This is a genomic window from Sphaerisporangium sp. NPDC005289 (genome assembly GCF_040607455.1).
GTDB lineage: Bacteria > Actinomycetota > Actinomycetes > Streptosporangiales > Streptosporangiaceae > Sphaerisporangium > Sphaerisporangium rhizosphaerae.
Genome location: NZ_JBEXGS010000012.1, coordinates 223321 through 239452 on the forward strand (window position 1 = coordinate 223321; position 16132 = coordinate 239452).

General features: G+C 73.7%; 16 protein-coding genes. 8 read left to right on the forward strand and 8 right to left on the reverse strand.

Annotated elements, in window-relative coordinates:
• Window positions 1–25: 25 nt before the first annotated feature.
• A complete protein-coding gene (locus ABZT47_RS22425; protein WP_354845176.1) occupies window positions 26–1393 on the reverse strand; it encodes a TldD/PmbA family protein in 1368 nt (455 codons plus the stop codon).
• Window positions 1390–2889 carry a TldD/PmbA family protein gene (locus ABZT47_RS22430; protein WP_354845179.1) on the reverse strand — a complete coding sequence of 500 codons (1500 nt, stop codon included), beginning with the start codon at window positions 2887–2889 and terminating at the stop codon, window positions 1390–1392. The genes ABZT47_RS22425 and ABZT47_RS22430 overlap by 4 nt, the downstream gene beginning before the upstream one ends.
• 76 nt (window positions 2890–2965) lie before the next feature.
• Between ABZT47_RS22430 and fabG the strand changes: the two genes are divergently transcribed.
• Both fabG and fabI read left to right on the forward strand, forming a co-directional pair.
• The gene (fabG, locus tag ABZT47_RS22435) at window positions 2966–3670 is read left to right on the forward strand and encodes a 3-oxoacyl-ACP reductase FabG (protein WP_354845182.1); all 705 of its coding nucleotides are present in this window, start codon (window positions 2966–2968) and stop codon (window positions 3668–3670) included.
• A gap of 1 nt (window position 3671) precedes the next feature.
• The gene (gene fabI, locus ABZT47_RS22440) at window positions 3672–4436 is read left to right on the forward strand and encodes an enoyl-ACP reductase FabI (RefSeq protein ID WP_354845185.1); all 765 of its coding nucleotides are present in this window, start codon (window positions 3672–3674) and stop codon (window positions 4434–4436) included.
• Window positions 4437–4605: 169 nt separating this feature from the next.
• On the opposite strand, the gene ABZT47_RS22445 is transcribed toward fabI, so the two are convergent.
• Both ABZT47_RS22445 and ABZT47_RS22450 read right to left on the reverse strand, forming a co-directional pair.
• A complete protein-coding gene (locus tag ABZT47_RS22445; protein ID WP_354845188.1) occupies window positions 4606–5877 on the reverse strand; it encodes a hypothetical protein in 1272 nt (423 codons plus the stop codon).
• Window positions 5878–6065: 188 nt separating this feature from the next.
• Window positions 6066–7016, reverse strand: a complete 951-nt coding sequence (locus tag ABZT47_RS22450) for an aldo/keto reductase (protein WP_354845191.1) — start codon at window positions 7014–7016, stop codon at window positions 6066–6068.
• Window positions 7017–7170: 154 nt separating this feature from the next.
• Here ABZT47_RS22450 and ABZT47_RS22455 point away from each other — a divergent pair, with 154 nt between their 5' ends.
• The 5 genes from ABZT47_RS22455 (at window position 7171) to ABZT47_RS22475 (ending at window position 10865) form a co-directional block, all read left to right on the forward strand.
• Complete coding sequence (locus ABZT47_RS22455; RefSeq protein WP_354845194.1) at window positions 7171–7992, forward strand: undecaprenyl-diphosphate phosphatase; 822 nt, start codon at window positions 7171–7173, stop codon at window positions 7990–7992.
• Between the two features lie 10 nt (window positions 7993–8002).
• The gene (locus ABZT47_RS22460) at window positions 8003–8716 is read left to right on the forward strand and encodes a histidine phosphatase family protein (RefSeq protein WP_354845197.1); all 714 of its coding nucleotides are present in this window, start codon (window positions 8003–8005) and stop codon (window positions 8714–8716) included.
• A gap of 9 nt (window positions 8717–8725) precedes the next feature.
• Window positions 8726–9286, forward strand: coding sequence for a DUF3090 domain-containing protein (locus ABZT47_RS22465; RefSeq protein WP_354845200.1), 561 nt, complete (start codon window positions 8726–8728; stop codon window positions 9284–9286).
• Entirely contained in the window at window positions 9283–10047 is a 765-nt protein-coding gene (locus ABZT47_RS22470; protein ID WP_354845203.1) for an SCO1664 family protein, read from the forward strand. Before ABZT47_RS22465 ends, ABZT47_RS22470 begins: the two co-directional genes overlap by 4 nt.
• A gap of 65 nt (window positions 10048–10112) precedes the next feature.
• The gene (locus ABZT47_RS22475; RefSeq protein WP_354845206.1) at window positions 10113–10865 is read left to right on the forward strand and encodes an NRDE family protein; all 753 of its coding nucleotides are present in this window, start codon (window positions 10113–10115) and stop codon (window positions 10863–10865) included.
• Here the strand turns inward: ABZT47_RS22475 and ABZT47_RS22480 are convergent.
• Window positions 10840–12708 (reverse strand): protein kinase, encoded by a 1869-nt coding sequence (locus ABZT47_RS22480; protein WP_354845209.1) that lies wholly within the window; start codon window positions 12706–12708, stop codon window positions 10840–10842. The genes ABZT47_RS22475 and ABZT47_RS22480 overlap by 26 nt on opposite strands.
• 186 nt (window positions 12709–12894) lie before the next feature.
• On the opposite strand from ABZT47_RS22480, the gene mshC reads away from it, so the two are divergent.
• Complete coding sequence (gene mshC, locus ABZT47_RS22485) at window positions 12895–14118, forward strand: cysteine--1-D-myo-inosityl 2-amino-2-deoxy-alpha-D-glucopyranoside ligase (protein ID WP_354845212.1); 1224 nt, start codon at window positions 12895–12897, stop codon at window positions 14116–14118.
• 254 nt (window positions 14119–14372) lie between these two features.
• Here mshC and ABZT47_RS22490 read toward each other — a convergent pair whose 3' ends face one another.
• The 3 genes from ABZT47_RS22490 to ABZT47_RS22500 are packed head-to-tail and all read right to left on the reverse strand — an operon-like array spanning window position 14373 to window position 15970.
• The gene (locus ABZT47_RS22490) at window positions 14373–14816 is read right to left on the reverse strand and encodes a gas vesicle protein K (RefSeq protein WP_354845215.1); all 444 of its coding nucleotides are present in this window, start codon (window positions 14814–14816) and stop codon (window positions 14373–14375) included.
• Window positions 14797–15042 carry a gas vesicle protein gene (locus ABZT47_RS22495; RefSeq protein ID WP_354845218.1) on the reverse strand — a complete coding sequence of 82 codons (246 nt, stop codon included), beginning with the start codon at window positions 15040–15042 and terminating at the stop codon, window positions 14797–14799. Before ABZT47_RS22495 ends, ABZT47_RS22490 begins: the two co-directional genes overlap by 20 nt.
• Complete coding sequence (locus tag ABZT47_RS22500) at window positions 15032–15970, reverse strand: GvpL/GvpF family gas vesicle protein (RefSeq protein WP_354845221.1); 939 nt, start codon at window positions 15968–15970, stop codon at window positions 15032–15034. The genes ABZT47_RS22495 and ABZT47_RS22500 overlap by 11 nt, the downstream gene beginning before the upstream one ends.
• Between the last annotated feature and the right edge of the window lie 162 nt (window positions 15971–16132).

Consider the following 16132-nt stretch of genomic DNA (forward strand, 5'->3'; position numbering starts at 1 on the left):
ACGCCCGGCACCGGGGGGAGGCGGATCAGCTCGCCTGGCTGACCGTCGACATGTTGAAGTCGGACACCCGCACCGGGGGCATGATCGTGCGGGTGAAGTAGTCGTTCCACTCGCGGGGGAGGGTCTGCTCCTCGCGGCCTATCTCGGTGAGCCGGCCCAGCAGGTCGACCGGGCTCTCGTTGAACCGGAAGTTGTTCACCTCGCCGACCACCTCGCCGTTCTCCACCAGGTAGACGCCGTCACGGGTGAGGCCGGTCAGCAGCAGCGACTGCGGGTCCACCTCGCGGATGTACCACAGGCAGGTCAGCAGCAGGCCGCGGTCGGTGGAGGCGATCATCTCCTCCAGCGAGCGCCCGCCCTCGGGCCCCGCCATGATCAGGTTGTCGATCGCCGGGGTCGGCGCGAGCCCGGTCAGCTCGGCCGAGTGCCGGGTCTGCAGCAGCGCCGACAGCGACCCGTCACGGATCCAGTCGGTGCTCGCCAGGGGCAGCCCGTTGTCGAACACCGACCGCTCGCGGCTGCCGGCGTGGGCGACGACGAACGGCGCGCACTCGATGCCAGAGGCCGTGGGGTCGCTGTAGAGCCGCACCGGCGAGGCCGACAGCGACTCGCCGACGCGGGTGCCGCCCTCGGGACGGGAGAACACCGTGCGGCCGTCGGCGGCGTCCCTGGCCCCCGCCGACCAGTACAGGTAGATCATCAGGTCGGCGACCGCCGTGGGCGGGATCAGCGTCTCGTAGCGCCCCGCGGGCAGGGCGATCCGGCGCTTCGCCCAGTCGAGGCGCCGTCCGAGGGTCTCGTCCAGCGCGGCGACGTCCACGTCGGCGAAGTCGCGGGTGGCCACGCCGGTCCACGCCGAGCGGGTCATGTCGGGCGACTTGGCGTTGAGCTCCAGCCGGCCCGTCGGCTGGTCGTGACGCAGCCGCAGGCCGCTGGAGGAGCCGAGGAAGGTGGAGGTGACGATGTGCTCGGCGAAGCCGTACAGCCGGTGCCCGGCGGTCTCGGCCCCGGCGAACGCCTCGCCGAGCGCGGGCGCGAACCGCTCGAACACCTCGATCGAGGTGGACGCGGCGGGATCGTCCCAGCCCTGCGAGCTGGTGCCGGCCACCAGCGGCCGGGCGTCCTCGGCGGGCGGCGCCTCGTGGGAGGCCAGGTCGGCCGCCGTGACCACGTCGGCGAGTTGGTCGGGGCGCACGGCCGACCGCGACACGACGCCGACGCCCTGACCGGTGATCGAGATGACGGTGAGCTGGGAGGAGCGGGCCACGCCGTTGGTGGTCAGCGTGTTGCCGGCGAAGCGGAGGTTCGCGGTGGACCCCTCGTCGACGATCACGACGCACTCGTCGGCCTTGCTGAGGGCAAGGGCGCGTTCGACGGTCTCCTGGGGAGTCACTTTCCACCCTCCTGAACGGTGTTGAGGATCTTGACCCCGCGGAACAGGGCCGAGGGGCACCCATGGCTGACCGGCGCCACCTGGCCGGGCTGGCCCTTGCCGCAGTTGAAGGCGCCGCCCAGCACGTAGGTCTGCGGGCCGCCGACGGCCTCCATGGACCGCCAGAAGTCGGTGGTGGTGGCCTGGTAGGCCACGTCGCGCACCTGGCCGGTGAGCCGGCCGCCCTCGATGCGGTAGAACCGCTGGCCGGTGAACTGGAAGTTGTACCGCTGCATGTCGATGGACCAGCTCTTGTCGCCCATGACGTAGATGCCGCGCTCGACCCGCGAGATCAGCTCGTCGGTCGAGGGGCCGTCCAGCGCGGGCTGGAGGGAGACGTTGGCCATCCGCTGGAGCGGGAAGTGGCCGGGGGAGTCGGCGAAGGCGCAGCCGTTGGAGGGGCCGAGCCCCTTCAGCAGCGCCATGCGCCGGTCGAGCTGGTAACCCACCAGCGTGCCGCCGCGCACGATGTCGAACTGGCGCGTCGCCACGCCCTCGTCGTCGTACCCGACCGACGCCAGGCCGTGCTCGGCGGTGCGGTCGCCGGTGACGTGCATGATCGGCGAGCCGTACTCGAGGGTGCCCAGACGGTCGAAGGTGGCGAAGCTCGTGCCCGCGTAGGCCGCCTCGTAGCCGAGCGCGCGGTCGAGCTCGGTGGCGTGGCCGATCGACTCGTGGATCGTCAGCCACAGGTTGGAGGGGTGGATCACCAGGTCGTACATCCCCGCCTCGACCGAGGGCGCCTTGAGCTTCTCCTCCAGCAGCTCGGGCAGCGTGGCGAACTCGGCGGGGAAGTCCCACCCCGTCCCGGTGAGGTACTCGTAGCCGCGCCCCGTCGGCGGCGCGAGCGTGCGCATGTCGTCGAAGCGGCCGTCGGCCACGCGCATCACCGTGAGCACCGGGTGGATGCGCACCCGCTGCTGGGTGGCCTCGGTGCCCGCGGTGTCGGCGTAGAACTTCTGCTCCTTGACCTGCATGAGCGAGGCGGAGACGTGGTCCACCCGAGGGTCCTTCAGCAGGCCGGCCGACCAGTCGGCGAGCAGGGCGACCTTGTCCTTCATCGGCACGGAAAAGGGGTCGACGTCGTAGGGCGACACCCAGGTGACCTGGTCGTGCACCGGCTCGGGGGCCAGCGCGACAGGCTCGCGGTTGACGGCGGCGGCGACCCGGGCGACCTTGACGGCCTGATCGGCCACCTCGGCGGCGGCCTCCGGCGTCAGCTCGATGCCCGCGGCGAAGCCCCACGTGCCGTCGAGGATCACCCGGACGGCGTAGCCGAGGTCGTCGGCGTCCATGGAACCCTCGAGGCGGGAGTCGAACAGGCTGAGCGTCTCGCCGCGCACCCGTTCGAGACGGAAGTCGGCGTGTGCGGCGCCGAGCTCTCGGGCGCGCTGCAGGGCCGCGTCCGCCAGCCGCCTGAGCGGGAGGGCGAGGAAGTCGGGATCGATCTGGCGCATGTCCACGATCCTAGCCCTGTGATCTTGTACGGGGCGGATATGGGTTTACCTGCGAGTAAGCGATAGCGTCGTGCCCATGCCTCGATCAGTACTCGTAACCGGTGGCAACCGCGGGATCGGTCTCTCGATCGCCCGCGAGCTGGCCGCCGCCGGTGACGCCGTCGCAGTCACCTACCGCTCCGGAGAGCCCCCCGAGGGGCTGTTCGGCGTGAAGTGCGACGTCACCAGCTCCGAAGACGTCGACGTGGCCTTCTCAAAGGCCGAGGCCGAGCACGGGCCCGTCGAGATCGTGGTGGCCAACGCCGGTGTCACCCGGGACACCTTGCTGCCGCTGATGAAGGAAGACGCCTTCACCGACGTCATCGACACCAACCTCACCGGCGCCTACCGCGTCGCCAAGCGGGCCACCCGCGGCATGCTCCGCATGCGCCGCGGCCGCATCGTGCTCGTCTCCTCCGTCGTCGCCATGCTCGGCTCGGCGGGCCAGACCAACTACGCCGCCTCCAAGGCCGGCCTCATCGGCTTCGGCCGCTCGCTGGCCCGTGAGCTCGGGTCGCGCGGCATCACCGTCAACATCGTGGCGCCCGGCTTCGTCGAGACCGACATGACGGCCGCCCTGGACGCCGACCAGCAGAGCGCCATCACGCGCAACATCCCGCTCGGCCGCGCCGCGACCGCGGCGGACATCGCGCGCGTGGTGAAGTTCCTGGTGAGCGACGACGCCGCCTACATCACCGGTGCGGTCATCCCGGTGGACGGCGGCCTTGGAATGGGGCACTGACATGGGAATCCTCGACGGCAAGCGCCTGCTCGTGACCGGCGTGCTCACCGACGCCTCCATCGCCTTCTCGGTCGCCAAGCTGGCCCAGGAGCAGGGCGCCACGATCGTGCTCACCGGCTTCGGCCGGCTCAGCCTGGTCGAGCGCATCGCCAAGCGCCTGCCCGAGCCGCCGCCGGTGATCGAGCTCGACGTGCAGAACACCGAGCACCTCGACACGCTCGCCGACCGCGTCGGCGAGCACCTCGGCGGTCTGGACGGCGTGGTGCACTCGATCGGCTTCGCGCCGCAGACGGCCCTCGGCGGCAACTTCCTCAACACCTCGTGGGAGGACGTCGCCACGGCCGTCCACGTCTCCACCTACTCCTTCAAGTCGCTGGCGGTCGCCTGCCTGCCGCTGATGAAGGAGGGCGGCGCCGTCGTCGGCCTCGACTTCGACGCCACCAAGGCGTGGCCGGTCTACGACTGGATGGGCGTGGCCAAGGCCGGCCTTGAGTCCTGCTCGCGCTACCTGGCGCGCGACCTCGGCAAGCACGGCATCCGGGTGAACCTCGTGGCGGCCGGGCCGCTGCGCACCATGGCCGCCAAGAGCATCCCCGGCTTCGCCGAGTTCGAGGACAGCTGGCCGGCCAAGGCCCCCCTGGGGTGGGATCTCACCGACACGGTGCCCGCCGCCAAGGCATGCCTCGCGCTGCTGTCCGACTGGTTCCCCGCCACCACCGGCGAGATCGTCCACGTCGACGGCGGCGTCCACGCCATCGGCGCCTGACGGAGCGAAGCAGGGGAGACCGCGGAGCCGGCCGTACGGCTCCGCGGCGGGCCGGAGACGGCCGCCCGCACCCCCGCCCCGCCGCGGGGCGGGGCGACCGCTCGCGCTTCCGCCCCGCCGCGCGGCGGGGTGACCGCTCGCACTTCCGTCTCGCCGCGCGGCGGGCCGGTCAGGCGAGGCGGTGGCGTCCGTTGTCGGGGTGGCTCATGCCCTCGAAGGGCATCGACCTCGGCGCGTCGGAGTCCCGCCGCGACTGCACGATGCGGGCCGCGAGGATCGCCGAGGCCAGCAGCACGGCCGTCAGAGCCGTCCCCACGACGTCGTAGGGCCTCTCCGGCACGGCGGTGCGGGCCCGCGGGTCGCCCAGCAGCGACGGCAGGGGCAGGCCGGGCCACAGCGGCACCATCGGCGGCGACTCCACGTCGGCGGACGGCGGATGGGAGGCGCGGGCCGCGGGTGTGGCACGGTCCACAGGCGGGCCGGGCCGGTCGACGATCTGCGGCGGGCCCTGCTGCCCGGCCGGCGGCTCGCCGGGAGAGCGGTCCTTGCCGCCGGCGCCACCGTCGTCACCGTCGTCGCCGCCTCCGCGCGGCGTGGCGGACGGAGCGGCCGAGGGGGTGGAACGGTCCGCGTCCGTGTTCGTGGGGGGCTTGGACGTCGAAGGGGCCCCCTCCTCCCCGCAGTCGGCCGAGCCGACCAGAGGCAGGCAGTCGGTGTCGATCGGCACTCCGAGCAGGTCGTCGTCGCCGGAGCCGTCGCGCGCCCCGCCGGGCGACGGTGACGGGTCCGCGTCCGGTGTGTCCGGTGTGTCCCGGGAGGCCGGCGCGGCCGTGGGCGAGGACCGGTGCCCGCGGCCGGTCAGCTTGTCGGCGGTCTTCTCGACCTGGTCGGTCAGGGGCTTCAGCCCGTCGCCGCCGAGGTCGGAGACGGTGTCGGTCACGGGCTTGAGCGCGTCGTCCGCGAGGTCCTCGACCTTGTCGGTCACGGGCTTGAGCGCGTCGCCGGTCAGACCGCTCACGGCGTCGGTCAGCGGCTTGAGGCCGTCGCGGGACGGCCCCGCCGCACCCTCCTCCGGTTCGCGCTCTCGGTCCGAGAGGCCGGACCCGGTCTCGGACCTGGCGCCCGTGCCGGTCCCGGTGCCGGACCCCGTGCCGGTCCCAGGCTCAGTGCCGGTGCCGGTCCCGGTCGCGGTGCCGGTCGCCGTGCCGGTCCCGGACTCGGCGCCGGTCACCGGCTTGCCGGCGTCCGCGCCGGGGACGCCGACCTGGTCCAGCAGGTCGCACACGCCTCCGGTGAGGCCGGACAGGGCCGCCCCGCCCCGCTCGCAGCCGTGCGCGCCCGTCGCCGAGCCGACCGCCGGCGCGGCCACCAGCAGCGCGGTTCCGCTCGCCAGCGCCAGCGTCAGCGCTCCCGCCGAGATGGCGGTCGTGCTTTTGCGCATGGTCCCTCCATCGTCTGCGCATGCGAAGAGGACGCGGGCTCCCCTCCCGCGGTCCTCATGACCATCGTGTGTGGCACCACGCCGGTCTTTCCATGACAAGGTGCGATTCGGTACCGAGTAGTGATACGCGAGCCGCATTCCTGTTCGATGGCCGCCGGTCCCGGCCGCGGCGGCCGGGGGCGGGCGTATCAGGGGTCGACGGCCGAGACGTCGTCGAGCGCCTCACGGATCTCCACGGGCAGCGTGAGCTCCTCCGCCTGCAGCACCCCCTTCAGCTGGGCGTGCGTGCGCGCCCCGACGATCGCCGCCGCCACGCCCGGCTGGTCGCGAACCCACGACAGCGCCACCGCGAGCGGCGACGCCCCGAGCCCCTCGGCCGCCGTGGTTACCGACTCGACGACCCGGCGGCACCGCTCGTCGAGGTAGGGCTGCACGAAGTCGGCGAAGTGCGGCGTCGCGGCCCGCGAGTCGGCGGGGATGCCCACGCGGTACTTGCCGGTCAGCACCCCGCGCCCGAGCGGCGACCAGGCCAGCACCCCGGCGCCGACGTGCTCGGCCGCGGCCAGCACCTCACGCTCGGGGTCCCTGGCCAGCAGGGAGTACTCGACCTGGGCCGAGACGATCGGCGCGCGCCCCGGCGCCGAGCGCTGCCACACTCCCGCCGCCGCGAGCTGCCACGCCGCGTAGTTGCAGACCCCCGCGTACACCGCGCGGCCGGAGGCGACGGCCGTGTCGACCGCCGCCAGGGTCTCCTCGAGCGGCACCTCGGCGTCGAAGGCGTGCAACTGCCACAGGTCCACCTCGTCGACGCCCAGGCGGGCGAGGGAGGCGTCGAGCGCGGACAGCAGGCCGCGGCGCGAGCCGTCACGCGAGCGGTGGCCGTGCGGCGTCAGGACGGCCTTGGTCGCGACGACCATCTGCGACCGCGGCACCGAGTCGCGCAGCAGGCGGCCGAGCAGACGCTCGGCGTCGCCGCCCGCGTAGACGTCGGCGGTGTCGACCAGGGTGCCCCCGGCGTCGGCGAAGGCGACGAGCTGCGCGGCGGCCTCCTCCGCGCCGGTGTCGCGCCCCCAGGTCATGGTGCCGAGCCCCACCCGCGACACCGAAAGACCGCTGCGCCCGACCATTCGCTGATCCATGATCCGGCCAGGCTACCGTGTCGGAACCTCTCACCCGGGCCGATACCGCACGACGCGCCTTGCCCGCGCGGTGCGGGGCGCCGGCGGATCCTCACCGATTCCCGCACGCCCCTGCCTCCCCGCGCCACCCGCCTGCCCTAGGCTGGCGCGCACTATGGACGCACTGCAAGCCATCGTGCTGGGCATCGTGCAGGGGCTCACCGAGTTCCTGCCCATCTCCAGCTCCGCCCACCTGCTCATCGTCCCGCGGCTGTTCGGCTGGGGGGACCCGGGAGCGGCGTTCACCGCGGTGATCCAGCTCGGCACGATGCTGGCCGTGGTCATCTACTTCTGGCGCGACATCGTGCGCATCATGTGGACCTGGCTGCGGAGCCTGTGGACCCCGGAGCTGCGCGGTGAGATGGACGCCCGCATGGGCTGGTACATCGGCCTCGGCACCATCCCGCTCGGCCTGCTCGGCGTGGTGTTCAAAGACCAGATCGAGGGCCCGGCCCGCAACCTGTGGATCAACGCGACCGTTCTGATCGTCTTCGGCCTGCTCCTGCTGCTGGCCGAGCAGATCGGCCGGCAGCGCACCCCGATCGGCGAGCTGACGCTGAGGCAGGGCCTGATCATCGGGGGGTTCCAGGCGCTCGCCCTGGTGCCCGGGGCCTCGCGCTCGGGGTCCACCATCACCGGCGGGCTCTTCCTCGGCTTCACCCGCGAGGCGGCGGCCCGCTACTCCTTCCTGCTGTCCATCCCCGCCGTGGTGCTGTCGGGGCTGTTCGAGCTGCGCGACGTCGGCGCGGGCGGCGGACCCGACCTGGTGCCGACCATCATCGCCACCGTCGTGTCGTTCATCGTGGGATACGCGTCGATCGCCTGGTTGCTCAGGTACATCACGCGACACTCCATGATGGTTTTTGTCACCTATCGCGTCTTCATCGGGGCGTTTCTGCTGACACTGTTGTCTCTAGGGGTGATCACGGCCCAATAAGCTTGGCTTTGTGACCACTTTGCTTCTGGTGCGGCACGGTCTCACCGCGATGACCGGGCCGGTCCTCGCGGGGTGGACCCCCGGGGTCCATCTGAGCGAGCCGGGCCGCGCCCAGGCCGAGGCCCTCGCCGCCCGCCTGGCGCCGCTGAGCCTGGACGCCATCGTCTCCAGCCCGCTCGAACGCTGCCAGGAGACCGCCCGCGCGATCCTCGCCGGACGCGACGGGCTCGAGATCGCCTCCGACGACCGCTTCGGCGAGTGCGGGTACGGCGAGTGGACCGGGCGCCCGCTGAAGGAACTGGCCGAGGAGCCGCTCTGGCGGGTGGTGCAGCAGCACCCGAGCGCGGCGGTGTTCCCCGGTGGCGAGTCGCTGGCCGGCGTCCAGCGCCGCGCGGTCGCCGCCGTGCGCCACTGGAACGCCAAGCTCGGCGACGAGGCCGTCTATCTGGTGTGCAGTCACGGCGACGTCATCAAGGCGATCGTCGCCGACGCGATGGGCGCTCACCTCGACCAGTTCCAGCGCATCACGGCCGACCCCGCCTCCCTCACCGTGATCCGCTACACGGCCCTTCGTCCTTTCGTCCTTAGAGTCAACGACGTAGGCGGCGGGGTGGAGAATCTTCTACCCCCGCCCGCCCCGGCCGAGGGTTCGGCGGGGGAAGACGGGGGAGAAAATTTCACCGGGAGCGACGCCGCTGTCGGCGGCGGAGCCGGGACCACGTAAGGTCGGGCTATGCCGGTCTTCGACTACGATCCGCCAGAGAGGTTCGTGGCCGGTGCCGTTGGGCAACCGGGGTCACGCGCCTTCTTCCTGCAAGCCCGTGGTCAGGGGCGCATGACGACCGTGGGCCTGGAGAAGTTCCAGGTGGCGGTGCTGGCCGATCGCCTCGACGAGCTGCTCGACGAGGTGCTGCGCCGCAGCGGCGGCACCGCCCCGGTGCCGGCGATGGCGCCGGTCGAGCTCTCCGACAAGGCCCCCCTCGACCTGCCCATCGATGAGGACTTCCGAGTCGGCACCATGGCCCTCGCGTGGGACCCCGACACCTCCCAGGTGGTCATCGAGGCCAAAGAGGTCGACGACGAGGAAGAGGAAGAAGAGACGATCGACGACGACCGTCCCGACTCCGCCGTCCTGCGCGTGCACATCACCGCCGCCGAGGCCCGCGCGTTCACCCAGCGGGCACTCGAGATCGTCGCGGCGGGCCGTCCGCCCTGCCCGCTGTGCGGGCAGCCACTGGACGCCGACGGGCACATCTGCGTGCGTCTCAACGGCCACCGGGGGGACCGCACGTGAGTGCAGAGAGCGACCCCCGGCTCAGCAGCATCCCCGGCGCGTCCGGGCTGGACGACGTCACCGCCCTGCGCCTGCTTCGCGAGGGCACCATCGAGGTCGCCGGCCGGCTGGTCGAGGCGACCAACATGACGCTCTACTGCTCGATCCGCCTGGACGGGGTCGTCGCCGAGTGCGTGTACAAGCCGGTCAGGGGCGAGCGTCCTTTGTGGGACTTCCCTGACGGCACGCTCGCCGCGCGCGAGGTCGCCGCCTTCGAGGTCTCGGCGGCCACCGGTTGGCGCATCGTGCCGCCGAGCGTCTACCGCGAGGGGCCGTTCGGCCCCGGCATGTGCCAGCTGTGGATCGACACCGACCCCGAGACCGACCTCATGGCCCTGATCCGCGGCCGCAACCCGGCGCTGCGCCGCATGGCCATCTTCGACGCGGTGGTCAACAACGCCGACCGCAAGGGCGGCCACCTGCTTCCCCTGCCCGACGGGCACATCTATGGCGTCGACCACGGCGTCTGCTTCTCCGCCGAGGACAAGCTGCGCACCGTGCTGTGGCAGTGGCGCGGCAAGCCCCTGCCGCGCGAGGCGGTGAACGTCCTGGCCCGCCTCGAGCGCGACATCGAGCGGGGCCGGCTCGGCCGGCGGCTGCGCGAGCTGCTGACGCTCCCCGAGGTCGAGGCCACCTGGGATCGCGTGCGCCGCCTGCTCAGCACCGGCGTCCACCCCTCCCCGTCGGAGGACTGGCCCGCGATTCCCTGGCCGCCCATCTAGTCGTCCCGCCGGGGCCGTACCCTTCGTGAGATATGTCCATCTCTACCGGTATGGAGGGAACGGGCGTGTGCACGGTCATCGTGAGCGTCGAACCCGGCGCGGAGACTCCGGTGGTGCTGGCCGGGGTGCGGGACGAGATCCTGACCCGGCCCTGGGAGCCGCCCGCGGCGCACTGGCCGCGGTACCCCGCCCTGGTCGGCGGGCGCGACCTTCTGGCCGGCGGCACCTGGCTGGCCGTCGACCCCGGCGGCCCGCGGGTCGCGGCGCTGCTGAACGGGTGCGGCGACGCGGCGCCCGAGCCGATCCGCAGGTCCCGCGGCGACCTGCCGCTGAAGGCGGCGGCCGAGGGCGGGCCGCCCGACGGCGACCTGTCCTGCTACGACCCCTTCCACCTGCTCGTCGCCGACCCCGGCGGCGTGCGGCTGTGGAGCTGGGACGGCCACGGCGTGAGCGAGGCCACCTTCCCCGCCGGCACCCACATCGTGGTCAACAGCGGCTGGGAGAGCGACGACGCCGACCCCCGCGTGGCGTTCTTCCGGCCGCGCTTCGCCTCGGCCGCGCGCCCGTCGGCGCGCGGCGCCGACGAGCCGGCATGGGAGCGGTGGCGGCGGCTGGCCTCGGGGGCGGGGCTGGAGGTCTCCGACCCCAGGGCGCTGGTGGTCCGCCGGGAGCTGCCGGACGGGCGCGTGTGGGGCACCTCGTCGATCACCCTGGTCGCCCTCGGCGCCGGGGAGCCGCGCTACGACTTCTGCCCGCGCCCCGGCGACTCCGCATCCTGGTACCGGGTCCCGCTCAGCACAGGATCCCGCCCCAGATGATCGTCACGGTCCTGCTGCCCCCGTTGGAGGTGAAGCGGACCTTGGACGTGCTGCAGTACGGGGTGCCGTAAGCGGTGATCGTCGCTGAGCTGCCCGCCCTGATGCGGCCGCGCGTGGTGCTGAGCACGCCGCCCTCGCTGATGGAGGCGCGCCAGGTCACCGCCCCGCGCGGCGCCCGCAGCTTGATGTTCACGTAGGAGATGTAGTCCGAGGCGACCCGGATGCGGGCCGGGCTGACCCGCAGCAGCGGCCTGGCCGCCATCGTCGGCGGCGTGCGCGGGGTCGGCTCCGGCTTGTCGCTCGGCTTCGGCGTCGTTCTGGCCGGCGAGGGGATCGGGGTGGGGGCGTCGGTCACCGGCGGGGAGGACGTCTCGCCGGGGATCAGCGAGTTCGACGAGGTGGCGGGCGCCGGGGGCGGCGGCGCCGCCCCGGGAGACTGGGTCTTCGGCCCCCCGCCGGAGGCGGTGGAGACGATCGCGACGGCGGCGGCCAGCGCGACCACCCCGGCCACCGCCGCGATCACCCGGTCGCGGCGCCCCCGCAGCCGCTCCCGGGCGAGCGGGCGCCGGTCGCCCGGGTTGGGCGGCGTGCCGCCCTCGCCCGGCGGGCCGAGATGCCATGCCGGGGCCGCTGCCGCGCCGGCCCGGTCCGCGCCGGTCGGGAATTCCGGATGACCGGCGGTCTGGCCGGCGCTCTGGCCGGTGACCGGCCGGCCCGGTCCGAGCGGGGGGATGGGGCCGGTCGCGGCCGGGTCCGGGGAGAGCCGGTCGCCGCCCGGCGACGGCAGCGCGCCACCGGCCTGCGACGCGGCAGGAAAGGCCGGCGACGAAGGCGGCCCGCCCGGCAGCCCGGCCTGCGGCGGCGGGCCGGGCGGGCGTGCCTGCGCGGATCGCCCCGGCGTCGGTATGGCGGGCCGCGGGCTCAGCGGGATCGGCCCCCCGTAGGCGGGCTGCGCCCCGGGCCCGGGCGCCGGCGGGGGAGCGCCGGGCGTCCAGGCGGGGCCCTGCGGCGCGGGGGTGACCCGAGGCGAGGGGCCGAGGTCGACGCCCTCCAGCCGGGCCAGCAGCTCCCGCGCTGCCGGCCGCCTGGCCGGGTTCCGGTCCAGGCAGGCGGTGACGGCGTCCAGCAGCGTCCCGCTCAGCGCGGACAGGTCGGGCACGCCGTTCAGGATGCGGTTGACCACCGCGGGCACCGAGTCCTGGCCGAACGGCGCCCGGCCGGTCGCCGCGTAGACGATCATGCCCGCCCAGGCGAACATGTCGCTCTCGGGGCCCGGGATCGTGGCCGCCAGGTGCTCGGGCGCGCTGAACGGGGACGCGCCCGCGAACCCGCCCGCTGCGAGCGGGCGTTCGAGCACCCGGCCGATGGCGAAGTCGATGACCTGCGGGCCCTGCGTGCCGAGCAGCACGCTCGACGGCCCGAAGTCGCCGTGCGCCGCCCCCGCCTGGTGGATGGCCGTCAGCGCCGTCAGCGTGCCGAGCGCGATCTGCGACAGCTCCTCCGTCGAGCGGGGACCCTGACGCTCGACGACCTCCCACAGGGAGGTTCCGTCGACGTACTCGCTGGCGTAGTACAGCCGCCCGTCGTGCAGGCCGTAGGCCAGGACGCGGGCCACGCGCGGGCCGGTCACCCGCTGGGCGCGGCGCAGTTCGACGCCGAACGAGCGCCGCACCTGCTCCTCGTCGGAGAAGCGCCGGTGCAGCAGCTTCACCGCCACCCGCGCGCCGGACTCGGTCTCGGCGGCGTACACGATGCCCTGGCCGCCCTCGCCGATCCGTCCCGTCACCCGGTAGGAGGCGATGGTCGGGGGATCGGTGGGCCCCAAGGGCCGTGACGGCGGCAATCGATCTCTCCCTAGGCGTGCGGACGGACAGGTGCCGGCGCCCCCTCTACCCACGGCGGCAAGATTCTGCCACGTTGGAACGGTACGAAGTACGGTTTTGTGTCATCGTTCCCGTGCGGCACCAGTGCCTCAAATCGGACACCCCGGGGTGATCGCACCACTCGGCCGCATGGATAGGCTCAGGACATGCAATCGTGGTCTGCTCCCGAGATCCCTTCGCTGCCCGGCGCCGGTCTCCCGCTCCGGCTCCATGACACCTCGGCCCGGGGGGTCAGAGAGACCTCCCCGGGGCCCACGGCGCGGATGTACGTCTGCGGCATCACGCCCTACGACGCCACCCATCTCGGGCACGCCAACACCTACCTCGCCTTCGACCTGGCCGGCAGGATGTGGCGGGACGCCGGCCACGCCGTGCACTACACCCAGAACGCCACCGACGTGGACGACCCCCTGCTCGAACGCGCCCAGCAGACCGGCGTCGACTGGCAGGAGCTGGCCGCCAAGGAGATCGAGCTCTTCCGCACCGACATGGAGGCGCTGCGCATCATCCCGCCGGACGACTACGTCGGCGTCACCGAGGTCGTCGACCAGGTGGCCGAGCTCATCGGCCGGCTGAAGGACAAGGGCGCCACCTACGAGGTGGACGGCGACGTCTACTTCTCGGTCGCCGCCGCCCCCAAGTTCGGCGCCGTCTCCGGCTACTCCGAGGAGCGGATGCTGGAGCTGTTCGCCGAGCGCGGCGGCGACCCCGACCGGCCGGGCAAGCGCAACCCGCTCGACTGGCTGCTGTGGCGGGGCCGGCGTCCCGGCGAGCCGTCCTGGCCCTCGCCGCTCGGCCCCGGCCGTCCCGGCTGGCACGTCGAGTGCACCACGATCGCGCTGAACCGCCTCGGCAGCGGGTTCGACGTCTCCGGCGGCGGCACCGACCTGATCTTCCCGCATCACGAGATGGGCGCCAGCGAAGGGCACATCGCCACAGGAGAGTGGCCCTTCGCCCGAGCCTACGTGCACGCGGGCATGGTCGGCCTCGACGGCGAGAAGATGTCCAAGTCGCGGGGCAACCTGGTCTTCGTGCACCGGCTGCGCGCCGAGCACGGCCCCATGGCGGTGCGGCTGGCGCTGCTCGCCCACCACTACCGCGAAGACTGGGAGTGGACCGGCGACCAGATCGACACCGCGACGGCGCGGCTGGCCCGCTGGCGCTCGGCCGTCGACCGCCCCGCGGGCCCCGACGCAGGGCCGGTGCTCCAGGGCGTCCGCGAGCGGATGGCCGACGACCTGGACGCGCCCGGCGCGCTCGAGATCATCGACGCCTGGGCGACCCGGGCCCTCGCGGCGGAGGGCGAGGACCCCGACGCCCCCGCTCTCGTCCGAGCCACCACCGACACCCTCCTCGGCATCGCCCTCTGACCCACCCCACCCCCCGGCCACGCCCACCTGACAAACCCCGCCAGCGGCGCCGACCCAGCAAGCCCGGCCGGTCACGCCGACCTGGCAAGCTTCGCCGGTGGCGCCGACCTGGTGCGGTGATCTCACACGTTCACCGGGTGCGGCTCTGCATCCCGGTGTGCTGGAGGTGATCGGCGCCGGGTCGGCGGGTCGTGGTGCGGCGATGTCGGCGCCGGCTACGGCGCCAGACCCGGTGAACAGGCGGCGCTGCGCTGTCAGTCGGTGGGCAGCAGGGTGCCGAGCGGGCCGAGGTCGAGGTTCAGGTCCGACGGTGACAGGTCGAAGCGCTCGCACAGGTCGGTCATCGCCTCCTCCAGGCGCATCAGCGTCAGGCCCAGCGTCTCGATCTGGTCGTCGGACAGGTCGCCCTGGTCCATCCGGCGCACGCACTGGCGCTCCACGAGCTGCCGCACCAGCTCCACGAGGGTCAGCACCAGGCGGGTGAGGTCCCGCTCCACCGTCTCGGGGTCGGTGTCCAGCCGCCACGGCCCCGACCGCGACCGGCCCGGCTCCCGGTAGGGCCCGGCTCCGGTCCCCGCGGCCTCGGTCCCCGCGCCGGTCCCCGCGCTGGTCCCCGCGCCGGTCCCCGCGCTGGTCCCCGCGCCGGTCGCCGCGCCGGTCGCCGCCGGTTGGGCGGGGTCACGGTGCCGGCGGCTCATGTCCCACTCCGATCCCCAGCGGCTCGGACGCCCGTACCGACATGATCAGCGCCCGCAGCGAGATGCGCACCAGATCGATGTCGGCGATGGACAGCACCAGGTCGCCGGTGATCACGACGCCCCCGGCGAGCAGGCGGTCCAGCAGGTCCACCAGCGCGACGCGTTCGGCGGGCAGCCGTCCTTGCTCCGCCAGTTCGGCGCCACGGGACGTCGACTCACCGACCATGGGATCCCTCCGCCCCGCCGCGGCGCCCCGACGACCGGTCACGGGTGCGCGGGTTGGGGGCGTCGTGCGGGTCTGGGGCGTCGTGGCCCTCGGTGGGGCCGGGGCCCTCGGGGTCGTAGGTGTCGTCCATGCCGCCGCCGGCCGTCTCCAGGGCGGTGAAGGAGTACGGCGCCCAGGGGCCGGTGAGCTCGATGTCGATCTCCGGTCCCCGGAAGGCGTCCAGCGCGGCGGCGAACTCCGCGCGCCGGTCGTTCTCCACCAGATAGGCGCCGTTGAGCAGCATCCAGTCGTCGCGTCCCGACAGCCGGGGGTCCTGCGGACGGTGGCGGGTGCTGGCCACCGTCATCTCCGCGAGCGTGCCGTGGATCATCTCGGCCCGCTCGGCGGCCTCGCGCCAGGCGTCATCACGGTCGCGCAGGCTGGCCTTGCGGCGCCTGAGGTACTCCGTCCCCGGCCTGGCCGCCCCCGCCGCGCCGCGGCCCGCCGGCGCGGCAGGCGCCGCCGAAGGCTGGGCGGGGCGGTGGGCGTAAGCCTTGACCCCCCATTCCTGGCGGCCGGCGACGCGCGACAGGACGGAGGCGAACTCGTCGCCCCGCCGGTCCAGCAGGTCGCGGACCTGCTCGTCGCCGCTGTAGACCGTGACCAGCCGCACGGGGGCGGCCGAGCGGGCGGCCCCGGCCACGGCCTCCACAACGCGGTGGTGCGCGCGGGCCGTCTCGCCCACCCAGTCCAGGTCCTCCAGCGAACGCCGCAACGGCCCCTCCCCGAACTCCTCCAGCGGCACCGTGCTCACGTACGCGGCCAGCCCGGAGCCCTCCAGCGCGCGCACGGGAGCCCCGGCCACGCCCTTCAGGCCCTCCAGCACCTCCGGGCCGGGGCCGTCACCGGCGCGGGTGATCGCGTACAGGTAGGTCCCCGTGTCAGCCACCGTGCTCCTCCTCGGCAGGGACGTCCGGGCGCGGCCCCCTGGCGGCGCCGGGCGCCCGTCTCCGGCCTGGGCGCGCCGTCCGGCGGGGCTCCGGCTCCTCCCAGCGATCCTCCGCCAGTGCCCGGTCGTCCTCCAGGGCGATCCGGTCGCCGGCGGCGAGGC

Bases quoted from the DNA above. Each gene is read 5' to 3' on its own strand.
- ABZT47_RS22465 (WP_354845200.1), top strand. From the start codon at position 8,726: ATGCCGGTCTTCGACTACGATCCGCCAGAGAGGTTCGTGGCCGGTGCC.
- mshC (WP_354845212.1), top strand. From the start codon at position 12,895: ATGCAATCGTGGTCTGCTCCCGAGATCCCTTCGCTGCCCGGCGCCGGT.
- ABZT47_RS22490 (WP_354845215.1), bottom strand. From the start codon at position 14,816: ATGAGCCGCCGGCACCGTGACCCCGCCCAACCGGCGGCGACCGGCGCG.
- ABZT47_RS22450 (WP_354845191.1), bottom strand. From the start codon at position 7,016: ATGGATCAGCGAATGGTCGGGCGCAGCGGTCTTTCGGTGTCGCGGGTG.
- ABZT47_RS22430 (WP_354845179.1), bottom strand. From the start codon at position 2,889: ATGCGCCAGATCGATCCCGACTTCCTCGCCCTCCCGCTCAGGCGGCTG.
- fabG (WP_354845182.1), top strand. From the start codon at position 2,966: ATGCCTCGATCAGTACTCGTAACCGGTGGCAACCGCGGGATCGGTCTC.
- fabI (WP_354845185.1), top strand. From the start codon at position 3,672: ATGGGAATCCTCGACGGCAAGCGCCTGCTCGTGACCGGCGTGCTCACC.
- ABZT47_RS22455 (WP_354845194.1), top strand. From the start codon at position 7,171: ATGGACGCACTGCAAGCCATCGTGCTGGGCATCGTGCAGGGGCTCACC.
- ABZT47_RS22445 (WP_354845188.1), bottom strand. From the start codon at position 5,877: ATGCGCAAAAGCACGACCGCCATCTCGGCGGGAGCGCTGACGCTGGCG.
- ABZT47_RS22495 (WP_354845218.1), bottom strand. From the start codon at position 15,042: ATGGTCGGTGAGTCGACGTCCCGTGGCGCCGAACTGGCGGAGCAAGGA.